Genomic DNA, 22691 nt, shown 5'->3' with positions numbered 1-22691 from the left:
ATAGAGGCGCACGGGCTTGAGCCTCGCGCGCCTCAGAAACCAGGTGCGATAATTAATGCGTCGTTACACTGTGCTTCGGTTGGCGCGCGGACCTGCAATCAACCAGATTATGAAGCCCAACACCGGAAGTATGAGAACGAGCAATGTCCACAAAACCTTAGACCCAGTTGTTGCACCGGACCCGATGATTGAAACGATAGCCCAGATGTTGAGCGCAAGGACGATAAAACCGCCAATACCTGCATATTCCATTTGAAAAGACCCTCCAATTCGTTGTTATCGCAATCCCAACACCCCAAGCCAATAAAGGTTCCTAACAATATTTCGAGTTACTCGTCCGGCAACTCTCTGCGGACCTGCCCGAATGCCAACAGCGCAAAGATCGCAGTACCACCAAGAATGTTGCCTGCTAGCACCGGGAGGAAGAACCCAAAAATTGCGTCATGGGGGGGGAGCAGGCCCTGTACCAGTAAGAATGCCATCTCAACGGAGCCAGCTACGACGTGCGTAAAATCGCCCGCAGCAATCAACCAAGTAAAAGTCAGGATAACGAAGAAGCCGAAACCTTCGGACTCAGGCAGCATCCAAACGATAGCGGCAACGAGTACTCCGGCGGGAATCGCACGTTGAAATGCCTCTGCTGGCTCAAACCCTGTCGCGTGGCGTGACAGCTCTTCAATAGCAGGAAGTAGTTCGGCGGGGATTGCTGATGTAAATGCAAAAAGCGCCGCTGCAGCAAAAGCGCCTACGACATTTGCGAACAATACAATGGCCCATAGCAGAGCCATTCGGCTAAACATTTCGCGGTTTGGCTTTTGCATCACGGGCAAAACAGTCGTGATTGTGTTCTCGGTGAAAAGTTGCATCCTGCCTAGGATTACCACAAGGAAACCAAGGCTGTACCCGATGTTTTCCACGAGAAATCTCCAACCCGTGTCAGGCAAGTGGGTTCGAAAAATCGCCTCTCCCAGCACTGAGAGCGAGATCATGATGCCTGCTGCGACACCCGACCACATGAGGGAAAGGTTTGGGCGCTCCAACTCCTCCTGCCCATCACGACGGATTACTTCGAAGATCATTTTTGGTGAAAGGTTCTCAGCTCGTTCTATCGCAAGTTTTTCTTGTTTCGCCATTGTCACCGTTCCTTTGTGAGTGATCAGTCCAACGCTTCAATGCGGCGCAATGTTCCCCAAGGGCGGAACTCTTTGGGCCCTTGTGCGTTCAAACTCAGAGTTCGGGGAAGAAAGCGCCCCTAAAACGCAATTGATGATGAAGTAAGGAAAAGCACATGGAACAGACCACAGAATCTAAAGAATCGGTCTGGGATCAGTTGGCTTCGGTATTTCAAATGGACATCTATAATGGCAAGTCCGTCGCAGATATCCTTACCTTAGAGGCCATGCTTTCTGTTGTGGGAAGCTTAGCCGCAGCTGCCATTATTATCATTCTTGGTTTTGCCATTTCCGGGTTTTTGCGCCGCCGGATTCGTCGTGTCGCGGAATCGCATGGAGGATTGGACAAGACACTTTTCAGCTTTCTGGGTAACATCGCGCGCTACACGATATTGGCTTTCACAGGCTTGTTCGTCCTGAATACTTTTGGAGTTCAAACGACTTCGATTGTGGCTGTGATAGGTGCTGCCGGTCTGGCAGTAGGTTTAGCGCTGCAGGGGACGCTGTCCAATGTGGCGGCTGGCGTGATGATCATCCTGTTTCGCCCGCTCAAAGTAGGTGATTTTGTTCAAGTCGATGACGTGATGGGCACGGTAAAAGAAATCACTCTCAACTACACTGAGTTGGCAGATCTCAGCAACGTTCGCGTTGTTGTCCCTAATTCGGAAGTTTGGGGCAATACCATCATGAATTATTCGGGGTATTCGACGCGGCGCGCCGAATGGACATTTGGCGTGGGCTATGGGGTGAATCTTGCGCAGGCTGAGCGCGTTATCAAAGATACAGTTATGTCGGACCCAAGGTCACACGCGGACCCAGAGCCGTTCTTGCAAGTAAACAATCTTGGCAGCAGCAGCGTAGATTTTCTTTTGCGGGTCTGGTGTGATGCGGACGTGTATTTCCAATACAAGGCTGACATGAAGCGCAAGGTGAAAGAAGCGTTGGATGACGCCGATATTGATATCCCGTTCCCGACGCGAACAATCGTGGTGGAGCGTGAGGAGGCAATGGATGACGCCGCACAATCACAATCGATAGCAGCCGAGTGATTTTGAAACGGATCTAACCGCCCGAAGGCTGTGCTCACTGTCGCCGCGAGTGGGCAGGGCGGTGCGCTAGATAACAAAAGGCAACATTGTGAAACGACAGCGAAGCTTGATCAGCGTTTTGGATAGCATTGTTGAGGCCGCTGAAGACAAGCAAATTGGCATTCGAGACTTGGTGCAAAGCGTCGGCCAAGCCAGTTTTTCCCCTGTTTTGCTGGTTCCCGCGATTGCGGTCGCGACACCACTCAGCGGGATACCAATGTTTTCTTCCCTGATGGGTCTCTTGATCTTCTTTGTTGCACTGCAAATGCTGTTGCGCCGAGATCACCTTTGGCTGCCTGAGTGGCTGCTCTCCCGCAAGGCAGATGGTATGCGCGTTAGATCTGCTTTCGAGAGGTTGCGCCCGATACTGTCTTGGTTGGATGATCATACACAGGCACGACTGGAGGCATTCGCACATAGACCACTCATTTTTGTCCCCCAAATACTGTGTGTTCTATCAGGGCTCATCATGCCCTTTCTGGAGTTCGTTCCGTTTTCGTCGTCTTTGATTGGTATCGCTGTGTCACTATTGGCGTTTGGAATGCTCGCCCGCGACGGCCTTTTCGTGATGCTTGGTCTGGTGCCGTATGTTGGTGCTGCCTGGTTGATCATACGCGTAACCTGATGGTGCTTTGATCCCTGTCATAACTTATATTCAAGTTTCACTCGCAAAGGTGATCTACTGCCTCGGTAAATAGCGCGAGCATCTTATATATCGACGAAAGTTCCGGTAGCCAAAACTTGGCCTGTGGGCATGCCCGTAGGCGACCCGCCCGGCGGCTCCTCAGAAATCGCAATTGTACCGCTGCGAACGCTGGGGGCGATGTCATCCGCTACGCGAATGCGAGTTTCGCCGGTCGTTTGGAGGAGGCCGAGGGAGATCGGCGCGTCAGACCCCTCTGCAATCAGCCACAACTCCAACACGCGCCCTTCTGGCGCTTGGCCCGCAACGCGTTCAATCACGATCTCATGGATGGCCGGGATAACACCCGCAACCAAAACAAGTTCGCCATCCGCTGATGCAAGCTCGGTCTGAAATTTTGGGCTAAGGTCGACTTGGTCGCGCAGGAGTGGGCCAATTGCTACAAATGCGATGGCCGCCGCGGCTGCAACTCCGATTAGCCCCGTGAACCAGCTGCGGCGGGACGATGTTTCCCTTGTCTCTGGCGCGACCGCCGAGAAAACGGCGAGCTTAACGGTGGAGGGAGGGGCGACCTCTTCTACCTCACTGGCGGCAATCGCTGCCAAACGCGCTTCCCACTCATGCACGAGATCGCGTAGGGCTGGTTCGTCACGCAAACGCGCCTCGAACTGGCGATGGCCTGCAGTATCCAGAAGGCGCAAAACGTACTCAGCTGCCAGGATGTCGTCGTCATTGGGGTCATGAGGAGCAGTCATCGCGTTAAGCACTCCTTCAGTTTGAGTAGACTGCGCCGGAGCCAAGTCCTCATTGTGTTCAAGGGAACTGCGTGACGCGCCGCTAGATCCTTATATGTTTCTCCCGCCAAGTAGGCCTGCTTCACAGCATCAGCGCGCTCAGGTTCAAGCTCGTCCAAACATGCGTTCAACTGAGTTCGCTGTGAACTGGCGATGGCCGCGGCTTCGGGGCCGGGTCCCTCATCTGCCAAATCAAAAACTGTTTCGATATCTCTGGTGGGCGCTTTGCGCGTCCGCAACCTGTCGATTGCAAGATTGCGCGCCACCGTTATCAGCCAAGTCATGGGACTATGGCCTGTGACAGCATAGTTGTCTGCCTTGTGCCAGATGCGGATATAGACCTCTTGCAGCACTTCCTCCGCTTCGCCGCGGTTGTTCAACACCCGGAGGCAGACGCCAAAAAGCTTCCCACTTGTCGCGTCATAAAGTGCAGAAAAAGCAGATTGATCGCGCAAAGCCGTTTGCGCGATCATTTTTTCTATTTCTGCCGGTGTGGTCATTTGGTTCCGTTCCCCATCGGCGATACGGTATGCTTAATAGAGGTGATGTCAAATTCGAGACACCGTGCCTCCCGGAGCTTCCGGACGACACGCTAAGTTTTCGAGACCCGTAGACGTCGCGTTTACTGCGCAGTCACAACGGTCATGACAAGTTTGTCGTCAACACGAACCGGACCATCTTCTTTCGCGCCAAGAGTATACTCAAAAATGCCAGTTTCTGTGCCGCCAGCCTCGGAATGGACCATTAGCATCAGCATTTCGCCCGCCTTGATATCTTCGTTTAGGATTGCCGCGACGTCGATGTTCTCTCCCATGCGCAGGGGGGCATGTCCAACCACAGGGCCCGGCGTTTTGTCGGCATCTGTACGGTGCACTACGAGCCATCCGTTTTCAGCCGCGACAATCGTTTCAGCACTTACCACGCCGTTTGAAACTGACTGATCTGCGGCCTCAACAGATGGAGTAAGCGCATGTCCGTCCGCGAAGGCTCCCGTGGTCATCATGCCCAAAAATACAAGTATTGTGAACTTTTCCATGTTTCTCTCCCGTTATAAATCTCGGCGCTCATTGGCCAGATGCAGTAGTCACGCAAATGAACGCCGAATAGTTTCAAAGATGTGCTGATCTATTCCCGCGTTAGCCTTTGCGGTGGTTGCTGCGCATACGCGCTAGACCTAGCAAACCCATGCCTCCAAGGAGTAGCGGCAGCCCGGCAGGGAGCGGGACCGTAGAAATTTCTGTGTTCAGCGCATTGCGGAAGAACTGTTCCCCGGCGGGATTGATAAGCTGGTCGTCAAGAAAGTTGCTATCTCCGATGGCAATGACGAGGCCTGACCCGAAAGACTTGCTTAGGCCAATAACGCTACCGTTGTTCGTAGCAAGCGTCGTGGAGGGTCCCGTCGACAAGATGCCGGTACCGGAGTCCGACATGAGGCTGCCCGCGACACCGTTTCCAAGTAACGCGATAGTGGTGTCTGCCGACCAGACAGAACCGCTGGCGGATGCCTGCCCAACGAGGTCAATACCAAAAGGATTAAGAAGAGACTCGTAGCTTGCGCGGAAAAAGGGCTGCTCGCCTGTGGACAAAAGGATGCCGCCGTCACTGACCCAATTCACCAGAGCGGATTGCTCCGCGGCGGACAAGACGCTGGAACTGCTACCAAAGCCCAGCACTGAGGTGTAGAAAACGTCCAGCCCATTGAGATAACCCGTTGTCAGGACATCTGTTGTGTTGGCCAATGTGTGACCGTCATCAGCGATTGCACCCCGCAAGGCATCCCGATCTGCGCCAGTGTTCAGGACACGTTTTGCCAGCACGCGGGTGCTGTCGAACGAGCCCACGGTTACGGCATTTGCGCCCGCCGTAAGCACCATCAATGATAAGGCCGCCGCGATAAATTTTGCAGATTTGCTCATATTCTTCCCCTGTTTGATCCACTTTAAACAAGGAATGCCATGATCATTCGCAGCGCAATGCGCTCGAGATAAACACACTCCCATATGCTTAGTCACGGAATGGGGTGCTAAAAAGTTTCAACCAAGTTTGTTATTATTGTGGGGGCGCCATACCCCCTTACGTGGAACGCAGACCGCACGAAGTGAGTAGGGCGCTCTAGTTATTGTTCTAGCCTCGGGATCATAGTTCCTTATCGGCGTCACCTTCCGTGTCTCGTGATATCAGCTCTTCGATTTGAGTCATTGCGCCCTGCGGCAGCGGGCCAAACTCAAGTGCTTTGGCAATGCCCTCGATTTGCGCAACATTGCGAGCCCCAGGAATTGGAATGTTCGCTGCGCGCTTTGCCCAGATCCAGCCGAGTGATCCTTGCACCAGGCTACGACCACCAATTGTTAACAAGTCACGCACTGCGTGAAGCATTTCAAGGAAGTCAGGGTTCGCCTGCGCGCCCTTGAAGTATTCAACCACCAAGTTTGAGCTCGCCCGGATGTCACCTGCAGGAATGATCTTGTCAGCCCCGTATTTCCCACTGAGTAGCCCCATGGCCAACGGCGAGCGGATAAGGGATATCGCCTCGTTCTGCTGCACAACGCGCTGCATACGCGGCGCATCGACAAGTACATTCATGGCGTGCTCGACCGCTGCGAACCCCGGTCGCTTTGCGACCGCTGCGGCACTGGTCGAAAAATCCGTACTCCACCCAAAGGCGCGGATCTTGCCAGCTTGCCGGGCCTTTTCCATCTCGTCAAATACGACTTCAGCTTGCGCGACCGGCAGGGCATTGTCATGGAGTAGCATTAGATCAATGCTGTCCCGTTCTAACCGTGCCAGACACTGATCAATCGCCGGAAGAACACTTGCTGGGCTGGTGTCGCCGAAGGTAAGTTGCTTAGATTTTTCGTCAATGGCGATCCCGATCTTTGACACGATCTTGGCGTCAGGTCTCTTTTGCAAAGCACGGGCCAGCAACCGATCGGAATGTCCCGCCCCATAGGCAGCGGCAGTGTCGAACAGTGTAATCCCGTGATCGAGTGCGGCGTGAATGGTGCGAATAGATTCATCATCATCGGTTTGGGTGTAGCCAAGTGCCTGATCGCCAGAATACATCGCCCCGCCAATTGGCCAGCAGCCCATACCCAAGGGAACAATTTCGCTATCTAGAAATTTCATTGTGCTCTCCTAAATTTTTACATGACCAAGAAAGCACCAAAGCGGTTTCAACAAAATGAAACGTATTGTAATGATCGTTACATGAATGAAATGAACTTCGATTGGGATGATCTGCGCCTATTTCTAGCAGTGGCGCGCGAGGGTGGGTTGGCTGCAGCCGCCGCACAATCAGGAAAGAGCCCGCCGACATTGGGGCGACGAATGCTGTCCTTGGAACGGCGCATAGGGTTGGATTTGTTCCGGCGTCTGGCACGAGGCTACGAGTTGACTGAAGACGGGCACGCGTTGCTATCGAAGGTTAAGGAGCTTGAGAAACAAATTCTCCCGATTGTTACCGTTCAGAACACGCCTGTTGTGAAGGTCTCAGCCGGACTGTGGGTGACACATTTATTATGTGACCACGTGGCCGATATTATCAGCCAAGATCAGATACGTCTGAGATTTATTGCGGCGGATGAGCAGGTCGATATCGGTAGACGTGAAGCGCTGATAGGCATTCGAAACCAGCGTCCTGAGGGGCCGGGCCTGGCAGGGCGCAGGGTCACGCGCATTCAGTTTGCGGTCTATGCCCGTGATGGGAACGTCAAAACATGGGCGCGGGTCATTGGGTCTACGCCCTCCGCGAAATGGGTTCTCCAGATGATAGATGGGGGCGACTCGATCGAGGTCACGAGTCCCCGAAATGCACTTGATCTGGCATTGACCGGAACGGCGCGCGTTGTGTTGCCGACATTCATTGGTCGCCACTTTGGCGCGCTCAAACAAGTCACACCCGTCATTGATGAACTAGAGCATGATCAGTGGCTTGTGACACACCACGAGGACCGGTTCGTCCCCGAGGTGCGTAAGGTCATTGATCGCATCTTTGCGATTTTGAAAAAGCATCAGACCTAGAGGTCACGCCTGTCCGCTATGCGTGCACAAGCGGCGCGATACGGCGAACCATGAGTTCTAGATGAATCGGAGTTATTTGATTTAGCACAAAGAACTCCGATCAGCGCGTTGCTAGATCGCAACCATGAATAAACCGTTCTTCCTATTGATCCGGCTATTTTTGGTCGTGTGCGTTACTTTGTATGGCCAACTGGGCATGGGTCACGCGGGTTCTCAGAACGCGACCTCTTATGTGGAAATTTGCGCCAATGGCGTTGTGAAAACGGTGCCTGTTGACGCGGATGGAGTCCCTGTTGAGCCTGCCAATGACTGCAACAACTGCCTGACCTGTTGCCAGTCAACCGAGCTTCAAGCGAACGTGTCATCGCCTTCTGAGCTGATCTTCTTGCCGTTGGAAACGACGGTGGATCGCGTTCGTATTCAATGTCTACGACTTCAAAAAAGAAATATCCGCCCTATGCTGCGCGGCCCTCCGGTTGTGCTTGCTACACTGCTTACCAAGCCGCTCCTGACCGAAACGGATCAGGATATCACCGGCCTTGTGATGCGCAGCGACGGGCACCCTTCTCTCAAGGATGCCGCCGCATGACGACCCTCCGTTTCCTCCTGAAAATCCTGACATTCGTTACAGTGACGTTCCTTTGCGGGCTTCCAGCCGCAGCGGAGTCGGTTTTGTCGAAGCTTTTGCCCGATGTCCAAGCAGGCGAGTTGGTCGAAGGGGCCGACGCTTTTGGCGCAACTCATCCTGATATCGCTGCGGTTCAGGTTCTAAAGAATGGCGACCGCGTTGGGTGGGCATTTGTCACCTCCGATTATGTGTCGACCACCGGTTATTCAGGCAAGCCTATACATACAATGGTCGCGGTCGATGATGCGGCGCAGGTTATTGGGGTGGAACTGGTCAAACACTCCGAGCCGATTGTTCTGATCGGCATCCCCGACAAGAAGGTGAAGGCATTGGTGGCAAACTACCGTGGCCTCGACCTTGTAGCCGAGGCAGAGTCCGGTGGTTCCGCACACAAGCTCGACATCATTTCGGGCGCGACCGTAACGATCATGGTGATCGACGATTCCATTATTCGAGCGGGTTTGAAAGTTGCCCGTGAGCTTGGTCTGGGCGGGCTGGCGGTAGAAGAGGCTGGCACTGGCCCGCAGTTCGAAATCAACCCGGATGCAGAAGCCGCCACTGACTGGATGACGCTTGAGGGCGACGGTACATTGCGCCGCCTGTCGCTGGACGTGGGGCAGGTCAACGCCGCCTTCGCCGCGATGGAAGACGAGCGTGCGGGCAAACGTGCCCTGACCGAAGCGCCGGAAACCACGTTTATCGAGATGCAGGCCGCCCTTGTGTCGCACCCTGCCATCGGGCGCGCATTACTGGGCGACGCCGTTGCAGCAAATATTCAAGACTGGCTGGAGGAGGGTGATCATGCCGTCGCCATCGTCGGGCGCGGGCTCTATTCCTTCAAGGGGTCAGGCTATGTGCGCGGCGGCATCTTCGACCGTATCGTGCTTATTCAGGACGACGTGTCGGTGCGGTTCCGTGACCGGATGCACAAGCGCATCAACACCATCGAAGCCGACGGTGCGCCGGTCTTCAACGAGGCCGACCTGTTCAAAATTCCCGCTGATAGCGGGTTCGATCCAACCCAACCCTTCCGCATTCAGCTTCTGGTGCAGCGCGAGGTCGGTGCCATTGAGAAGGTCTTTACCACCTTCGATCTGGGCTACGAGCTGCCGGAGAAATACATTCGCACCATCGCACCGCCCCCTGCGCCGGACGTGCCGGCTGAGGTCGCGCAGGTCACGACCCAGTCCGAGGCCGACGCTCATCAGGCGCTTTGGAAACGGATATGGGCGGGCAAACAGGTTGAAATTGTGGTGCTTGGCATCATGCTAACGATCTTGACGGGTGTCTTCTTCTTCCAAGGCTTGGTCACCCGCAACGAACGCGGCTTCTACTGGTTCCGAATGGGCTTCCTGACCGTCACGCTGGTCTATCTGGGCTGGTTCGCCAACGCGCAACTGTCCGTCGTTAATCTGATGGCATTGTTTGGCTCGCTCGTCTCGGGCTTCAGCTGGCAGGCGTTCCTACTTGACCCGCTGACGTTCATTCTGTGGTTCGCCGTGGCCGCTGCCTTGCTGTTCTGGGGCCGTGGTGCCTATTGCGGCTGGCTCTGCCCGTTTGGCGCGTTACAGGAGTTGCTGAACCAAGTGGCCCGCAAGCTGCGCATCCCGCAATGGACGCTGCCTTGGGGTCTGCATGAACGCCTGTGGCCGCTGAAATACATGATCTTCCTTGGCCTCTTTGGCGTGTCGCTGACCAGCATCGAGCAAGCCGAGCGTCTGGCCGAGGTGGAGCCGTTCAAGACCGCCATCATCCTGAACTTTGTGCGCGCATGGCCGTTTGTGGCTTATGTCGCCGCCCTGCTGATTGCGGGCTTGTTCGTGGAGCGGTTCTTCTGCCGCTACCTCTGCCCGCTGGGCGCGGCACTGGCCATCCCGGCGCGGCTGCGGATGTTCGACTGGCTCAAGCGGTATCACGAGTGCGGCAATCCGTGCCAGACCTGCGCCAATCAGTGTCCGGTGCAATCGATCCATCCGACGGGAGAAATCAACCCGAACGAATGCATCAACTGCCTGCATTGCCAAGTGCTCTACCAGTCCAAAACCACCTGTCCCGTCGTCATCAAAAAGGTGAAACGCCGCGAGAAAGTTGGCGCCGCGCCAGACCTGTCGCGCGCCAATCTGGGACACCCGAACCAAACCAAATCACAAGTAACCAACTGAGAAAGGATCAGTTATGTCTGAGGATAAGAAACTGCCAATTACCCGTCGTGGCCTGCTAGGCGCCACGGCCGGAGGCGCAGCGCTCGCAGGGGCATTCGGCGGTCGTGCCATGTTGGCCGGCGGCGCTGTTACGGCGGCCACGATGGCCACAGCCACTAGCGCCCGCGCGGCGGCTGGTGCCGAAGTTGGCCCGGGCCAGCTTGATGAATTCTACGGGTTCTGGTCCTCGGGCCAAGCCGGTGAGATGCGTATTCTGGGCGTTCCATCCATGCGCGAACTGATGCGGGTCCCCGTGTTCAACACCTGCTCGGCGACGGGCTGGGGCATCACCAATGAATCCAAGAAGATCCTGACCGAGGGTCTGCTGCCCAAAACCAAGGAATATCTGGCGGCTAACGGCCACGAGTTCCCGCCAAACGGCGATTTGCACCACCCGCACATGTCCTTCACCGAAGGCACATATGACGGCCGCTTCCTGTTCATGAACGACAAGGCCAACACCCGCGTTGCCCGCGTGCGCTGTGACGTGATGAAGTGCGACAAGATCATCGAGATCCCGAACGCCAAGGCAATCCACGGTCTGCGTCCACAAAAATGGCCACGCACGAACTACGTCTTCTGTAACGGTGAAGACGAAGTACCGATGGTCAATGATGGCCAGATTCTGGATGAGCCAGAGAAGTACGTAAACTTCTACACCGCCGTGAATGCCGACGAAATGACGGTTGCATGGCAGGTGATGGTAACGGGTAACCTCGACAACACCGATTGCGACTATGAGGGCAAATACGCGTTCTCGACCTCGTATAACTCGGAAATGGGCATGACCCTGCCCGAGATGACAGAGGCCGACATGGACCATGTCGTCGTCTTCAACATCAAGGAAATCGAAAAAGGCATCGAGGCTGGCGATTTCCAAGAGTTGAACGGCGTCAAGGTACTGGACGGGCGTAAGGGTACGAGCAACAAATACACCCGCTACATCCCGATCCCGAACAACCCGCACGGCTGCAACATGGCCCCCGACAAGATCCACCTTTGCATCGCGGGCAAGCTGTCGCCCACCGTGTCGGTGATCGACGTGCGCAAACTGGATGCTGTCTTCAACGACGGCGCCGATCCACGCAGCGTTGTCGTGGCAGAGCCTGAATTGGGTCTTGGCCCGCTTCACACCTGCTTCGACGGCAAGGGCGGCGCATACACCACCTTGTTCCTTGATAGCCAGGTTGTGAAATGGAACATCGAAGACGCGATCAAGCTGTATAACGGCGAAGACGTTGACCCGATCCGCACCAAGAAGGACGTGCACTATCAGCCCGGCCACAACTCGACCGTGATGGGGGAAACTCTGGAGGCGAACGACAAGTACTATCTGACGATGAACAAGTTCTCGAAAGACAGGTTCTTGAATGTTGGTCCGCTGAAGCCGGAGAACGAGCAGCTCTTTGCCATTGATGGCGACGAGATGACCTTGATCCATGACGGCCCGACTTTTGCCGAGCCGCACGATTCGATCATCGTTGACCCGTCCAAGGTGAACCCGAAATCGGTTTGGGATCGCAATGACCCGATGTGGGCAGATGCCCGCGCACAAGCCGAGGCAGATGGCGTTGATCTGGATGACTATCAGGACACTATCATCCGTGATGGCAACAAGGTGCGCGTCTACATGTCGAGCCAAGCGCCGAACTTCTCGCTGGAGTCGTTTACCGTACAGCAAGGCAACGAGGTGACGGTCTATGTCACCAACCTTGATGACATCGACGATCTGACCCACGGCTTCACCATGGGCAATCACGGTGTTGCAATGGAAGTCGGGGCGCAAGCAACCTCCTCGGTCACCTTTGTGGCAGCCCAGCCCGGTGTTTTCTGGTACTATTGCCAGTGGTTCTGCCACGCGCTCCACATGGAGATGCGCGGCCGGATGTTCGTTGAGCCAAAGGCAACCTAAAGCCATGATGCGGTCCCTGCTCTTTGTTTTGTCACTGCTGGTCGCGCTGCCCCTTTGGGCCGCGCAGGTCAGCGTGCCTGCGGGGCAGGGGACGCTTGCAAAAGCCATCGCCGGGGCCAATCCCGGCGATGTGCTGACCCTTTCAGCCGGTGTTTACGCCGGCCCCGTCACCATCGACCGCCCGCTGACCATCACCGGCACCCATGACGCGATCATTGACGGCACGGGGCAGGGCACCGTGGTGACCATCGACGCACCGGATGTGTCCGTGACCGGCGTGACCGTTACAGGCTCGGGGCTGGACAGCCAGAACCTTGACGCGGGCATCAAGATTTTGAAGAAGGCCGACCGCGCGCTGGTGGAAAACAACCGCGTGCTGGGCAATCTGCACGGCGTCGACGTGCATGGCGGCCATGACGCGCAGGTGCGCGGCAACGTGATCGAAGGTACTCAGCAATTTCGCATGAACGACCGCGGCAACGGCATCTATGTGTGGAACTCTCCCGGCACGCTGGTCGAGGGCAACACCGTCCGCTGGGGCCGCGACGGGATATTCTCCAACACCTCGCGCAAGGGCACCTACCGCAACAACCTGTTCCGCGACCTGCGTTTTGCGGTGCACTACATGTATACCAACGATTCCGAGGTGTCGGGCAACGTATCCATCGGCAACCATCTGGGCTATGCGATCATGTTCTCCAACAAGGTCGTTTTGAAGAATAACCTCAGCCTGTCCGACATTAGCCACGGGGTCATGCTGAACTACGCCAACAACGCCGACGTGTCGGGCAATCTGGTGCGCGGCGGGGCGGATCGCTGCACGTTTATCTACAACGCGCACAAGAACCTGATCTATGACAACCGTTTCGAGGGCTGCAATATCGGCATACATTTCACCGCAGGTTCGGAGCGCAATGTGCTGACCGGAAACGCCTTCATCGGCAACCGCACGCAGGTGAAATACGTGGGCACCCGTGACATCGAATGGAGCTTTGAGGGGCGTGGCAACTATTGGTCCGACCACCCCGGTTTCGACCTTGGCGGCGACGGCATCGCCGACAGCCCGTTCCGCCCCAATGACCTGATGGATCATATCCTGTGGTCGCAACCCGCTGCGTCTTTGCTGACCGGCGCGCCTGCCGTACAACTGATCCGCTGGGCGCAGTCCAGCTTCCCCGCCACGCTGCCCGGCGGCGTGGTCGATAGCGCACCGCTGATGGCGGCACCGACCATAACCGTTTCACCCGAATACACCGCGATGGAGGCCGACGCGGCCGCGCGGCGGAAAGAAAGTGACCTAGATGACTTCGACGCTAACGATCTCGCATCTCACTAAGGCGTTTGGCGGGGTAAAAGCCCTGTCCGACGTGTCGCTCGCCGTGGAGCCGGGCGAGCGTGTGGCGCTGCTGGGCCATAACGGCGCGGGGAAGTCAACGCTGATGAAGGTGATCCTTGGCCTGATCGCGCCGGATGGTGGCGAGATCACCGTTTGCGGCGCGGCGCCGGGCAAGGCGCGCAGCCAAGTGGCCTACCTGCCGGAAAACGCGGCGTTCCATTCGGCCCTGACGGGTCTGGAGCAGATCACCTATTACATGCGCTTGCGCGGCGAGCCTGTGTCCGGCGCGATGGAGCTTCTGGATCGCGTCGGGCTGGGCCATGCTGCCAAGCGGCGCATCGGCACCTACTCCAAGGGCATGCGGCAGCGGGTGGGGCTGGCGCAGGCGCTGATCGGGCATCCGCGCCTTTTGGTGCTGGACGAGCCGACCAGCGGCCTTGACCCCGTGTCCCGCCGCGACTTCTACGAACTGCTTGACGGCTTGGCCGCCGATGGCGCGTCGATCCTGCTGTCCAGCCACGCATTGACCGAGGTGGAGGCCCGCACCGACCGCCTGCTGATCCTGTCTGGCGGACGGATGGTGGCTGAGGGCAGTTTGCCAGAGTTGCGGCGCGAGGCGGCGCTTCCGGTATCGATGCAGATCACCGCGCTCAACGGTTATGTCACGGACATCATGTCAGCCTTGCCCGATGCCATCCGCCTGAATGGCGGGCTGCATCTGAGTTGCACGCAGGAGGACAAGCTGGCGACGCTGGCACGTATCTCCGCGATGCAGGAAAAGGTCGCGGATCTGGAGGTCATTCCGCCGTCGCTCGAAGACATCTACAGCCATTTCAGCCGGAGGGACGGCCAATGATCGCCCGCATCCTTGCCACCGCCGTCACCGAGGCGCATATCGCGCGGCGCAACCGCTGGGTGCTGATCGCCGTGGCGCTGATGGTAGTGTTCTCGCTGGTTTTGTCCGCCGCAGGCTCCGCGCCCACGGGTGCGCTTGGGGCGGACCGGCTGTCGGTCGTGGTCGCCTCGCTGACCTCGCTGTCGGTTTATCTGGTGCCCTTGGTGGCGTTGCTCATGTCGTTTGAAGCCGTCGCGGGCGAGGTGGAACGCGGCACGTTGCCCTTGCTGCTGACCTACCCCGTCGCCCGCTGGGAAGTGCTGGCAGGCAAGCTGCTGGCGCACACGGCGATCTTGATCGTGGCCATCGTCGCGGGCTATGGCGTGGCGGCGGCGATCACCATTGCTGCCGATCCGGCGGCGGTTTCGGGTCTGGGTGCTTTGTGGCGGCTGACATGGACTTCCGTGCTGCTGGGCGCGACGTTTATTGGCATCGGCTACGCTTTGTCTTCGCTGGCGCGGCGTGTGTCCGGCGCCGCCGGTCTGGCAATCGGGCTGTGGCTCGGGCTGGTCGTGCTCTACGATCTGGGCCTGCTGGCCGCCGTGGTGGCCGATGATGGCGGCTTTTTCACCACGGACGTGTTCCCCGCAGCGCTGCTCGCCAACCCCGCCGACGCGTTCCGGCTGTTCAACCTGACCGCCTCGCAAGCCACCGCAGCGGCGTCCGGCGTGGCGGGGGCGGCGGCGGCGATCCCGCTGTGGCAGTCGCTGCTGTCGATCCTGATCTGGCCGCTGGTCTCGCTGGTGCTGGCGGCATTGGCATTTAGGAAGGTGGAGCCATGAGGTATCTGCTCGTCGCCCTGATGCTGCTGACTGCGTGCAAGGAAGAGGCCGTGCAGGACACCACCGCTTTGCCGCTGACCGAGGAGGCCGTGGGCCATTACTGCCAGATGAACCTGCTGGAACACGAAGGCCCCAAAGCGCAGGCGCATCTGGGCGGACTTCCCGGTGCGCCGCTGTTTTTCTCTCAGGTGCGTGACGTGGTGGCCTATACGCGGATGCCGGAGCAGAGCCACGACATTCTGGCCGTCTGGGTCAACGACATGAGCGCCCCTAACGCCACTTGGGACGCCCCCGGCGCGGCAAACTGGATCACCGCCGAGGATGCATTTTATGTCGTAGGTGGCCGCGTTTTGGGCGGTATGGGCGCACCGGAACTGGTGCCGTTTTCCAAACGCGAGGACGCCGTGAAGTTTGCCGCCGTCAATGGCGGCGACGTGATGCAGCTGTCGCAGATACCCGACAGTGCCGTGCTTGCGCCCGTTGCCTTGGACGGCGACACAACTGATGACGATTTTGACAACCGCCTGCGCGCCCTGTCGCGCAATTCGGAAGGATGACCCCATGACCAGCCGCCGCCGTTTCCTGACCATCACCGCCGCCGCACTTGCCTGCGCGGGACGCAGCAACGCGCAGCCGGTCTACACATGGCAAGGGGTTGCCCTTGGCGCCCGCGCCACGCTGCGCTTTGCCCATCCGGACGCGAAGGCGATCAGCGCGCGGGTCGCCGATGAAATTTCGCGACTGGAGGACGTTTTCAGCCTTTATCGCCCTGATAGTGCGTTGTCGCGGTTGAACCGTGAGGCCGTACTTCGTGCCCCAGCGTTTGAGTTGCTGGAGTGCCTGTCGCTGGCTGGTGCGGTATATAAAGCAAGCGGTGGTCGGTTCGATCCGTCCGTTCAACCGCTCTGGGCCTGCTACGCCGAGGCGTCGGCAAACGGCACATTGCCAGATGAGCACGCGGTAACAAATGCCCTTGCGCTTACCGGTTGGAAGCAGGTCGCACTTGAACCCGCCTCGATAACCATACGGCCGGGCATGGCGCTGACCCTGAACGGGATCGCGCAAGGTTACATCGCAGACCGCGTGGCTGAGATGCTGCGTTCCGAGGGCCTAACCAATATATTGATCGACACAGGTGAGTTTCGCGCACTTGGCACGCATCCGGATGGAAAAGCGTGGCCTGTCAAGCTAGCAGCAGGCGGTGAAGTCCCGCTTGCCGCGCGGGCGCTGGCCACTTCTGCGCCACTTGGAACAACTTTTGACGAACGCGCACAAGTGGGTCACATTCTTGACCCGCGCACAGGTTTGCCAAGCCACACCCGCTGGCGTGAAATCACAGTGTCGGCACCGACTGCGGCGCTTGCCGATGCCCTTTCGACGGCGGTCTGCTTGTTCCAAACTCGTACCGAGATTGACGCCTGTCTGGCGCAATTCAAAGATGTACATCTCGAAGCTATTTCCGCTGTTTGAGGCACGTCGTGATGCGTCCCCGTGATGCGGGCGCACGTCATGCCTGGTGTCGCGAATCGGGGGCCTGACAAGGCTCACTCCCCCGCTCCGGGTTCACTGCGAAAGCCGGAAAACTTGGTCAAAACGAACTTTCAGCCAATTTAAGGGCTGCTAACGACGTGTTTTGGACCTAGTCTACTAAATTCTGGGTATTGCTGACGGCGCTCTACTGACGCAAAACCCCAATGTGGTGAAAAAATATTACCAATTTAGCTCTCTGGGAGGAGATACTATGAAAACCAACCTAATCGCAGCCGCGCTTGGCCTATCGGTCGCTGCTGGCTCTGCTCAAGCACAAGACGTGCTGGAAATGACATCTGCCTTCGGCAAGAACCTTCCGATCCTTGGCACTGCAGCGACGGACTTTGTTGAAAAGCTGAACTCGATTTCGACCGAAGTTGAGTTTGAGCACTTTGACCCCGGCAAATTGGTTCCGACTTTGGAAGCACTGGACGCCGTATCGAACGGCTCTGTCGACGCCGCGTTCACGACGTCCGGTTACTGGCAGGGTAAAATCACGGCCGCCTCGCTGTTTGCCGCTGTGCCGTTCGGCCCGGAAGCTGGCGAATTCCTTGGCTGGATTCTGTATGATGACGGCAAAGAACTTTGGCAGCGTATGTATGACGAAGCCGGCTACGACGTGCACGTGACCCCATGCGGTGTGATTGCGCCGGAAACCTCCGGTTGGTTCAAGAATGAAATCAATTCCGCTGAAGACCTGCAAGGTCTGAACATGCGCTTCTTCGGCCTTGGCGCTGAAGTCATGCAAAAGATCGGCGTCTCTACGTCGCTTCTTGGCGCGTCGGACATCTTCCCGGCACTTGAGCGTGGCGCAATCGACGCGACCGAGTTCTCCATGCCGCGCATCGACTCGCGCTTGGGCTTCCACAAAATCGCGAAGTTCAACTACTTCCCCGGCTGGCACCAGCCATCCACTTTGTTCGAACTGCTGGTCAACAAAGACGCGTGGGAAGGTCTTGGCGAAATGGCACAGGCACAAATCGAAGTGGCTTGCTTGGCCAACATCACGACCAACCTTGCGGAAGGCGAAGCGACCAACTTTGAAGCCATGGTAGAGAACACCGAAAAGAACGGCGTTCAAATCCGTCAGTGGTCGCCAGAGCTTCTTGACCTGTTCGAGAGCACTTGGAACGAAGTTGCGGCCGATCTGGCAAAAGAAGACCCGCTCTTCGCTGAAGTCTGGGCTGACTTGGCAGAATACCGTGCCGGCTACAAAGTCTGGAACGACAACATCTACCTGCCACGCCCACGCAACTAAGGCGCGCAGTTAGAGACTAAAACTTTGAGGGCGGCCCGGTCGGTCGCCCTTTTTCCAAAGATTTGGACGTTCCGAGCGGGGCGGGGGAGAACAACATGTCGGGTGAAACTGTAGAGCTGGCCGGAGGGCTGGATGATGTATCCATCGCCATCACCGATCCCGGTGACGTAGATCGCGAGCATCACGGCTGGCCTGACCGGCTGATGATCAATGTCGGGAATGTCGTTGCATGGCTGTTTCCGCTCCTGATGGTGGGCATCGTGGCTCAAGTTATCTTGCGCCAAAGCGGTGTGAACCAAGCATGGCTTGATGATGCGCAATGGTGGATCTACGGCTTCGCGATGCTCACGGGCTTCGCCTATGCCATCACCACGCAAAGCCATGTGCGCGTCGACATTCTGCACCAAAATTATTCACCTGCCAAAAAGGCGAGGATCGAGGTCTTCGCGATTGGCTGGCTGCTGCTGCCATTTTTGGTCATCATGACTGATATTCTGCTGCATTATGCGTGGTCGTCCATCGTTGCGCTTGAAGGGTCGAGCAGCCCCAACGGGTTGCACCACCTCTACCTGCTGAAATCCTCGCTGCCGGTGATGTTCATCATTGCGATTATTGCAGCATGGGGTGTTTTCCGGCGCAATCTAGCAATCTTCTCGTCGGTTTCGCTGCACAAAGTCGTCCTTTGGAGCTTGCCTGCGATGCTGTTCTTCCTGACGCGCATTATCCACTATGCGGCCTATTGGTTCTACGCGTTGAGCCAGCCCGATCTAAATCCACGTCGCATCACCAAAGAACCCATTTTCGAGCAAACAGGCTACATCGCTATCGCGACTATCCTAGTGTTGCTGGTCGTGGGCTATGCGCTATCGCGCAATTCAGCGAAGGACGCGTAACTCATGCAACTGCTTTCCCTCTTTAACTTCCTGACGCTGAACGAATGGTCTGTTCTGCTGATGTTTGCGGTCTTCATTGTGATGTTGTTTCGTGGTGTTCCGGTGGCCTACGCCCTTGTGGGGGTGTCATTGGTGTTCATCGTTTTGGGCGAATTCGTGCTTGATCCGAACCGCAAATACATCAACGAATTCATAGAATTTGACCGAACCGGCATCACGTACACGAAGCTCTTTGCCAATGGCAGCCGCTTCTTTGGCGGGATCATCAACAACCCGGTGCTTGTCGCCTTGCCGATGTTTATTTTCATGGGGTTGATGCTTGATCAATCCGGTGTTGCCCAACGCATGATGAAGGCCATGCAGGTGCTGTTTGGCGCGCTGAAAGGCGGGTTGGCGCTGTCGGTCATGTTGATCGGTATCATCCTTGCCGCCTCGACTGGAGTGATCGGTGCGTCAGTGGTGCTGCTTGGCGTCATGGGTATCCCAACCATGATGGCGCAGAACTACTCCAAACCCATCGCGACGGGTACGATCGCGGCGTCCGGCACGTTGGGCATTCTAATCCCGCCGTCGATCATGCTGGTGATCATGTCGGATCAGTTGGCCATCTCGCTTGGTGACCTGTTCATGGGCGCGCTGTTCCCAGGCCTTTTGTTGGGCGTGCTCTACATCGTATTCCTGATCGTCTATGGCTTGATTAATCCCAAAGCGATGCCGGTGCCGGAAAACCGCCCTCCGGTCGATATGACGATCATCAAGGAAACCGCCCTGTCGGTCATGCCACCAATGGCGCTGATCCTTTTGGTTCTCGGCTCGATCTTCTTCGGCTTCGCCACACCAACCGAGGCGTCCGGTCTGGGGGCCATGGGGGCGACCATTCTGGCGTTCCTGAACCGCAAGCTGAATATGACCGTGTTCAAGGACGTGATGCGCCAGACGCTGAACACCTCGGGCTATATCGTGGGTATCTTCATCGCCGCGAATTTCTTTGCCTTCATCCTGCGCCGCTTTGGCGGGGATGAGATCATCGAGCATCTGGTGCTGTCCTCCTTCGACGACAAGTATATGGTTGTGCTGTTCATCCTGTTCATCATCTTCCTGCTGGGCTTCCTGCTGGACTGGATCGAGATCACGCTGATCATCATGCCGCTGATGCTGCCGGTTGTTCTGGCTTTGGACATCCCTGTCGACGGTTTTGGGGTGGTGGATAACCCGTCTATCGTTTGGTTTGCCATTCTGGTGGCGGTGACGTTGCAGACGTCATTCCTGACGCCGCCTGTGGGCTTTGCGCTGTTCTATCTCAAGGGTGTCTGCCCGCCGGATATTACATTGGGCCACATCTACCGCGGCGTTATCCCCTTTGTGCTGCTGCAACTCACGGGGCTCGGGATCGTGTTCGCCTTCCCCAGTATCGTGACGTGGCTACCTGCCATCGCATACGGAAATTGACCTGAATGGCCGCCCCTTGGGGCGGCCTTTTCATATGGCGCGCAGCAATAGGCCCGACGCGATCACAAGGACCAGCAGCCCCGCAATCAATTCAATGGCTGGCACGATCTGGGTCGCGACGCGCGACGACGCAAACGATCCGATCACACCCGCCCGCATCGTCACGGCTGCAACCCCGACGCCGATGGTGACGACAGCGGTGCCAAGCGCCATGGCGAAGGCTCCGGCAATTCCCGCCATCGCAATGCCCATCTGCCATGTGATGATCAGAACAAACAACGCGCCAGTGCAGGGCCGGATGGCGATCCCCCCGATCAGGATCAGCGCATCGCGCAGCGAGCTGGCATTCTCCACCTCTTCCATGCTGGGCCCGTGTTTGTGCCCGCATTCCGAGCAGGTGCCGTCCCCGTGATGCGAGTGGTCATGGGCAGGCTGCTCGCGAAGCTTTAGGAACTTCCGCAGCGCGCGCACCGTCAACCAAACCCCGATCGCCCCGATTGCGGCATAACTGAACGGGGCCATGTAGTCCTCGGCCGCGCCGACCATTTGGGTGCGGCTCAGGTTGAACACCAGCACACCTGCATAGACCAGCAAGACGGCGGTGACCGCTTGCCCAAGGCTTGAGATCAGCGAGATCAGCGACAAGCGCATCCATGGCACCTGACGACCCAATCCATAACCGCCGATCAAAACCTTGCCATGACCCGGCCCGACGGCGTGGAAGAATCCGTAGGCAAAGCACAGCGTCATCAGCAGGGTAAGCGCGCCCGCGTCGCCACTGCGCAACGCGCGCAGAGTGCGGGCGATTTGGTTTTGAAAGTCGCGTTGTTCGCCTGCTGCAAAGGCCGCAAGGCTGTCAAATCCGCCGCTGCTCCACAGCCAGATCAGCGCTGCAATAGCTATTGCGACTGGAACGATTACAACGCGGGGCATGTGACGCGGATGTCGGTGGCGAAATCCCCGCCGATCAGCGGGATGTCGTTTTCCTCAAGGTCGGCATTCGCGTCCAGCGTCAAAAGCTGCGCCTGCATCTGCGCAAGCTGGCCGTCAATATCAGGCTCGATACGCAGGATTTGGCAGTCGTCGCGCCCTGTGACAGTGACCGGAAGCGTCATGTCATAAGCGGTGTAATATGTCGGATCGAAGGCTTTAAACGATATAGGGTCACCGGACAGGATTGGCGTCCCGACAACCTCGCGCAGATGCGTCGAGATGATTCTGCCATCCACCATATCCGCGGTCGGCTCGATTGGTCGTGACAGCCTCAATATCTGGCCGTCCAGTATCGCTTCCAAATCGCCCGCATAGCCCTGCACCCAATCCGCGTCGAAGCCCGTCAGTTCTTCGCGCTCTTCGGGGGTAAGCATCCCGTCGCCATCTGCGTCGACCTTATAATCTTCGGCCAAAAGCAGCGAATAAAGATCGTCGTAGTTCCACGTCACCTTCACATGGGTCAGCCGGCCTTCGGCATCGAAAATAATCTCGAGGCCCGTATCAATGAAGACATGAGGGTGGGCGGCGACAGGTGCGGGTCCAGTGGCCAGCATCGCGGCAAGTACAGCGGCGATACCTGTTCGGGCATTCAACATTGGGTCAGATTCCCTTGATGCGGGCGGTTCAGGTGCGGCGCAGCCGGATCACGACATCGACCTTGGCAATCTCGGTCCCAGCGGGTGCGTCGGGCAACGAGGCGATTTCCAACTGCTCTTTCGGGGCGTCGGTCAGGTGGCCTTCGTCTTCCCAGAAGAAATGGGGGTGGTCGTCTACACGGGTGTCGAAGTAGCTTTTGGTGCCGTCGACCATGATTTCGCGGATCAGTCCGGCCTCGGAGAATGCTTTGAGCGTGTTGTAAACCGTCGCCAGCGATACACCGTCGGTTTGGTCAGTGGCTGCCGCGTGCAGGCTTTCAGCGGTAATGTGGCGATGCTGGCCGTCGCCAACCAAAAGTTCCGCCAAAGCCACGCGTTGACGCGTCGGGCGCAACCCTGCACCCGCCAGCCATTCTGTTCCACGCTTGGTTTCTATCGACAACATTCGCCAAATTCCCTTTGCTCGCCTTACATATAGGGCGTGCACCCCCCATGTTTCAA

The 22691-nt window shown here is 57.3% G+C and carries 24 protein-coding genes; 14 read left to right on the top strand and 10 right to left on the bottom strand.

Annotation, left to right across the window (positions count from 1 at the left end; all coding sequences use genetic code 11):
* Nucleotides 1-63: 63 nt before the first annotated feature.
* The gene (locus BCF46_RS09175) at nucleotides 64-252 is read right to left on the bottom strand and encodes a PLD nuclease N-terminal domain-containing protein (protein WP_121023514.1); all 189 of its coding nucleotides are present in this window, start codon (nucleotides 250-252) and stop codon (nucleotides 64-66) included.
* A 77-nt stretch (nucleotides 253-329) separates the two neighbouring features.
* Nucleotides 330-1133, bottom strand: coding sequence for a formate/nitrite transporter family protein (locus BCF46_RS09170; RefSeq protein ID WP_121023512.1), 804 nt, complete (start codon nucleotides 1131-1133; stop codon nucleotides 330-332).
* 155 nt (nucleotides 1134-1288) lie between these two features.
* On the opposite strand from BCF46_RS09170, the gene BCF46_RS09165 reads away from it, so the two are divergent.
* Nucleotides 1289-2221, top strand: a complete 933-nt coding sequence (locus BCF46_RS09165) for a mechanosensitive ion channel family protein (protein ID WP_121023510.1) — start codon at nucleotides 1289-1291, stop codon at nucleotides 2219-2221.
* A 118-nt stretch (nucleotides 2222-2339) separates the two neighbouring features.
* Nucleotides 2340-2885 carry an exopolysaccharide biosynthesis protein gene (locus BCF46_RS09160; RefSeq protein ID WP_245989967.1) on the top strand — a complete coding sequence of 182 codons (546 nt, stop codon included), beginning with the start codon at nucleotides 2340-2342 and terminating at the stop codon, nucleotides 2883-2885.
* An 83-nt stretch (nucleotides 2886-2968) separates the two neighbouring features.
* Here BCF46_RS09160 and BCF46_RS09155 read toward each other — a convergent pair whose 3' ends face one another.
* From BCF46_RS09155 to BCF46_RS09135, 5 genes are all read right to left on the bottom strand, one after another.
* Complete coding sequence (locus tag BCF46_RS09155) at nucleotides 2969-3658, bottom strand: anti-sigma factor (RefSeq protein WP_121023506.1); 690 nt, start codon at nucleotides 3656-3658, stop codon at nucleotides 2969-2971.
* Nucleotides 3655-4197: a sigma-70 family RNA polymerase sigma factor gene (locus tag BCF46_RS09150; protein WP_121023505.1), complete on the bottom strand. Its 543-nt coding sequence runs from the start codon at nucleotides 4195-4197 to the stop codon at nucleotides 3655-3657. The genes BCF46_RS09155 and BCF46_RS09150 overlap by 4 nt, the downstream gene beginning before the upstream one ends.
* A gap of 122 nt (nucleotides 4198-4319) precedes the next feature.
* Entirely contained in the window at nucleotides 4320-4733 is a 414-nt protein-coding gene (locus BCF46_RS09145) for a DUF7282 domain-containing protein (RefSeq protein ID WP_121023503.1), read from the bottom strand.
* A gap of 100 nt (nucleotides 4734-4833) precedes the next feature.
* Entirely contained in the window at nucleotides 4834-5613 is a 780-nt protein-coding gene (locus BCF46_RS09140; RefSeq protein WP_121023501.1) for a hypothetical protein, read from the bottom strand.
* A gap of 220 nt (nucleotides 5614-5833) precedes the next feature.
* Entirely contained in the window at nucleotides 5834-6823 is a 990-nt protein-coding gene (locus tag BCF46_RS09135) for an aldo/keto reductase (protein WP_211332796.1), read from the bottom strand.
* A gap of 81 nt (nucleotides 6824-6904) precedes the next feature.
* Between BCF46_RS09135 and BCF46_RS09130 the strand changes: the two genes are divergently transcribed.
* From BCF46_RS09130 to BCF46_RS09075, 12 genes are all read left to right on the top strand, one after another.
* On the top strand, nucleotides 6905-7717 hold the full coding sequence (locus tag BCF46_RS09130; protein ID WP_121023499.1) for a LysR family transcriptional regulator: 813 nt from the start codon (nucleotides 6905-6907) through the stop codon (nucleotides 7715-7717).
* 124 nt (nucleotides 7718-7841) lie between these two features.
* Complete coding sequence (locus BCF46_RS09125) at nucleotides 7842-8306, top strand: hypothetical protein (protein WP_121023497.1); 465 nt, start codon at nucleotides 7842-7844, stop codon at nucleotides 8304-8306.
* Complete coding sequence (locus BCF46_RS09120) at nucleotides 8303-10507, top strand: NosR/NirI family protein (RefSeq protein ID WP_121023495.1); 2205 nt, start codon at nucleotides 8303-8305, stop codon at nucleotides 10505-10507. Before BCF46_RS09125 ends, BCF46_RS09120 begins: the two co-directional genes overlap by 4 nt.
* Before the next feature lie 13 nt (nucleotides 10508-10520).
* Nucleotides 10521-12458 (top strand): TAT-dependent nitrous-oxide reductase, encoded by a 1938-nt coding sequence (gene nosZ / locus BCF46_RS09115; RefSeq protein ID WP_121023493.1) that lies wholly within the window; start codon nucleotides 10521-10523, stop codon nucleotides 12456-12458.
* A gap of 4 nt (nucleotides 12459-12462) precedes the next feature.
* Nucleotides 12463-13794, top strand: coding sequence for a nitrous oxide reductase family maturation protein NosD (locus tag BCF46_RS09110; RefSeq protein WP_121023491.1), 1332 nt, complete (start codon nucleotides 12463-12465; stop codon nucleotides 13792-13794).
* The gene (locus BCF46_RS09105; RefSeq protein WP_121023489.1) at nucleotides 13760-14650 is read left to right on the top strand and encodes an ABC transporter ATP-binding protein; all 891 of its coding nucleotides are present in this window, start codon (nucleotides 13760-13762) and stop codon (nucleotides 14648-14650) included. The genes BCF46_RS09110 and BCF46_RS09105 overlap by 35 nt, the downstream gene beginning before the upstream one ends.
* Nucleotides 14647-15471, top strand: a complete 825-nt coding sequence (locus tag BCF46_RS09100) for an ABC transporter permease (RefSeq protein ID WP_121023487.1) — start codon at nucleotides 14647-14649, stop codon at nucleotides 15469-15471. Before BCF46_RS09105 ends, BCF46_RS09100 begins: the two co-directional genes overlap by 4 nt.
* Complete coding sequence (locus BCF46_RS09095) at nucleotides 15468-16028, top strand: nitrous oxide reductase accessory protein NosL (protein ID WP_121023485.1); 561 nt, start codon at nucleotides 15468-15470, stop codon at nucleotides 16026-16028. The genes BCF46_RS09100 and BCF46_RS09095 overlap by 4 nt, the downstream gene beginning before the upstream one ends.
* Nucleotides 16029-16032: 4 nt before the next feature.
* Nucleotides 16033-16941: an FAD:protein FMN transferase gene (locus BCF46_RS09090; RefSeq protein WP_121023483.1), complete on the top strand. Its 909-nt coding sequence runs from the start codon at nucleotides 16033-16035 to the stop codon at nucleotides 16939-16941.
* A 271-nt stretch (nucleotides 16942-17212) separates the two neighbouring features.
* Nucleotides 17213-18259: a TRAP transporter substrate-binding protein gene (locus BCF46_RS09085; protein ID WP_121023481.1), complete on the top strand. Its 1047-nt coding sequence runs from the start codon at nucleotides 17213-17215 to the stop codon at nucleotides 18257-18259.
* A 95-nt stretch (nucleotides 18260-18354) separates the two neighbouring features.
* Entirely contained in the window at nucleotides 18355-19152 is a 798-nt protein-coding gene (locus tag BCF46_RS09080; RefSeq protein ID WP_121023479.1) for a TRAP transporter small permease subunit, read from the top strand.
* 3 nt (nucleotides 19153-19155) lie between these two features.
* Entirely contained in the window at nucleotides 19156-20601 is a 1446-nt protein-coding gene (locus BCF46_RS09075) for a TRAP transporter large permease (protein WP_121023478.1), read from the top strand.
* A 30-nt stretch (nucleotides 20602-20631) separates the two neighbouring features.
* Here the strand turns inward: BCF46_RS09075 and BCF46_RS09070 are convergent, their stop codons facing one another.
* Genes BCF46_RS09070 through irrA form a run of 3 tightly spaced genes read right to left on the bottom strand, consistent with a single transcriptional unit; the run spans nucleotide 20632 to nucleotide 22635 of the window.
* Complete coding sequence (locus BCF46_RS09070) at nucleotides 20632-21534, bottom strand: nickel/cobalt transporter (RefSeq protein ID WP_121023476.1); 903 nt, start codon at nucleotides 21532-21534, stop codon at nucleotides 20632-20634.
* Nucleotides 21519-22190: a DUF1007 family protein gene (locus tag BCF46_RS09065; RefSeq protein ID WP_245989964.1), complete on the bottom strand. Its 672-nt coding sequence runs from the start codon at nucleotides 22188-22190 to the stop codon at nucleotides 21519-21521. Before BCF46_RS09065 ends, BCF46_RS09070 begins: the two co-directional genes overlap by 16 nt.
* 28 nt (nucleotides 22191-22218) lie before the next feature.
* Complete coding sequence (gene irrA / locus BCF46_RS09060) at nucleotides 22219-22635, bottom strand: iron response transcriptional regulator IrrA (protein ID WP_073145298.1); 417 nt, start codon at nucleotides 22633-22635, stop codon at nucleotides 22219-22221.
* Nucleotides 22636-22691: the final 56 nt, after the last annotated feature.

This window comes from Litoreibacter meonggei (assembly GCF_003663885.1).
GTDB classification, from domain to species: Bacteria; Pseudomonadota; Alphaproteobacteria; order Rhodobacterales; family Rhodobacteraceae; genus Litoreibacter; species Litoreibacter meonggei.
Note: the sequence above shows the minus strand (reverse complement) of the source record. Positions and strands in the feature narration are given on the sequence as shown.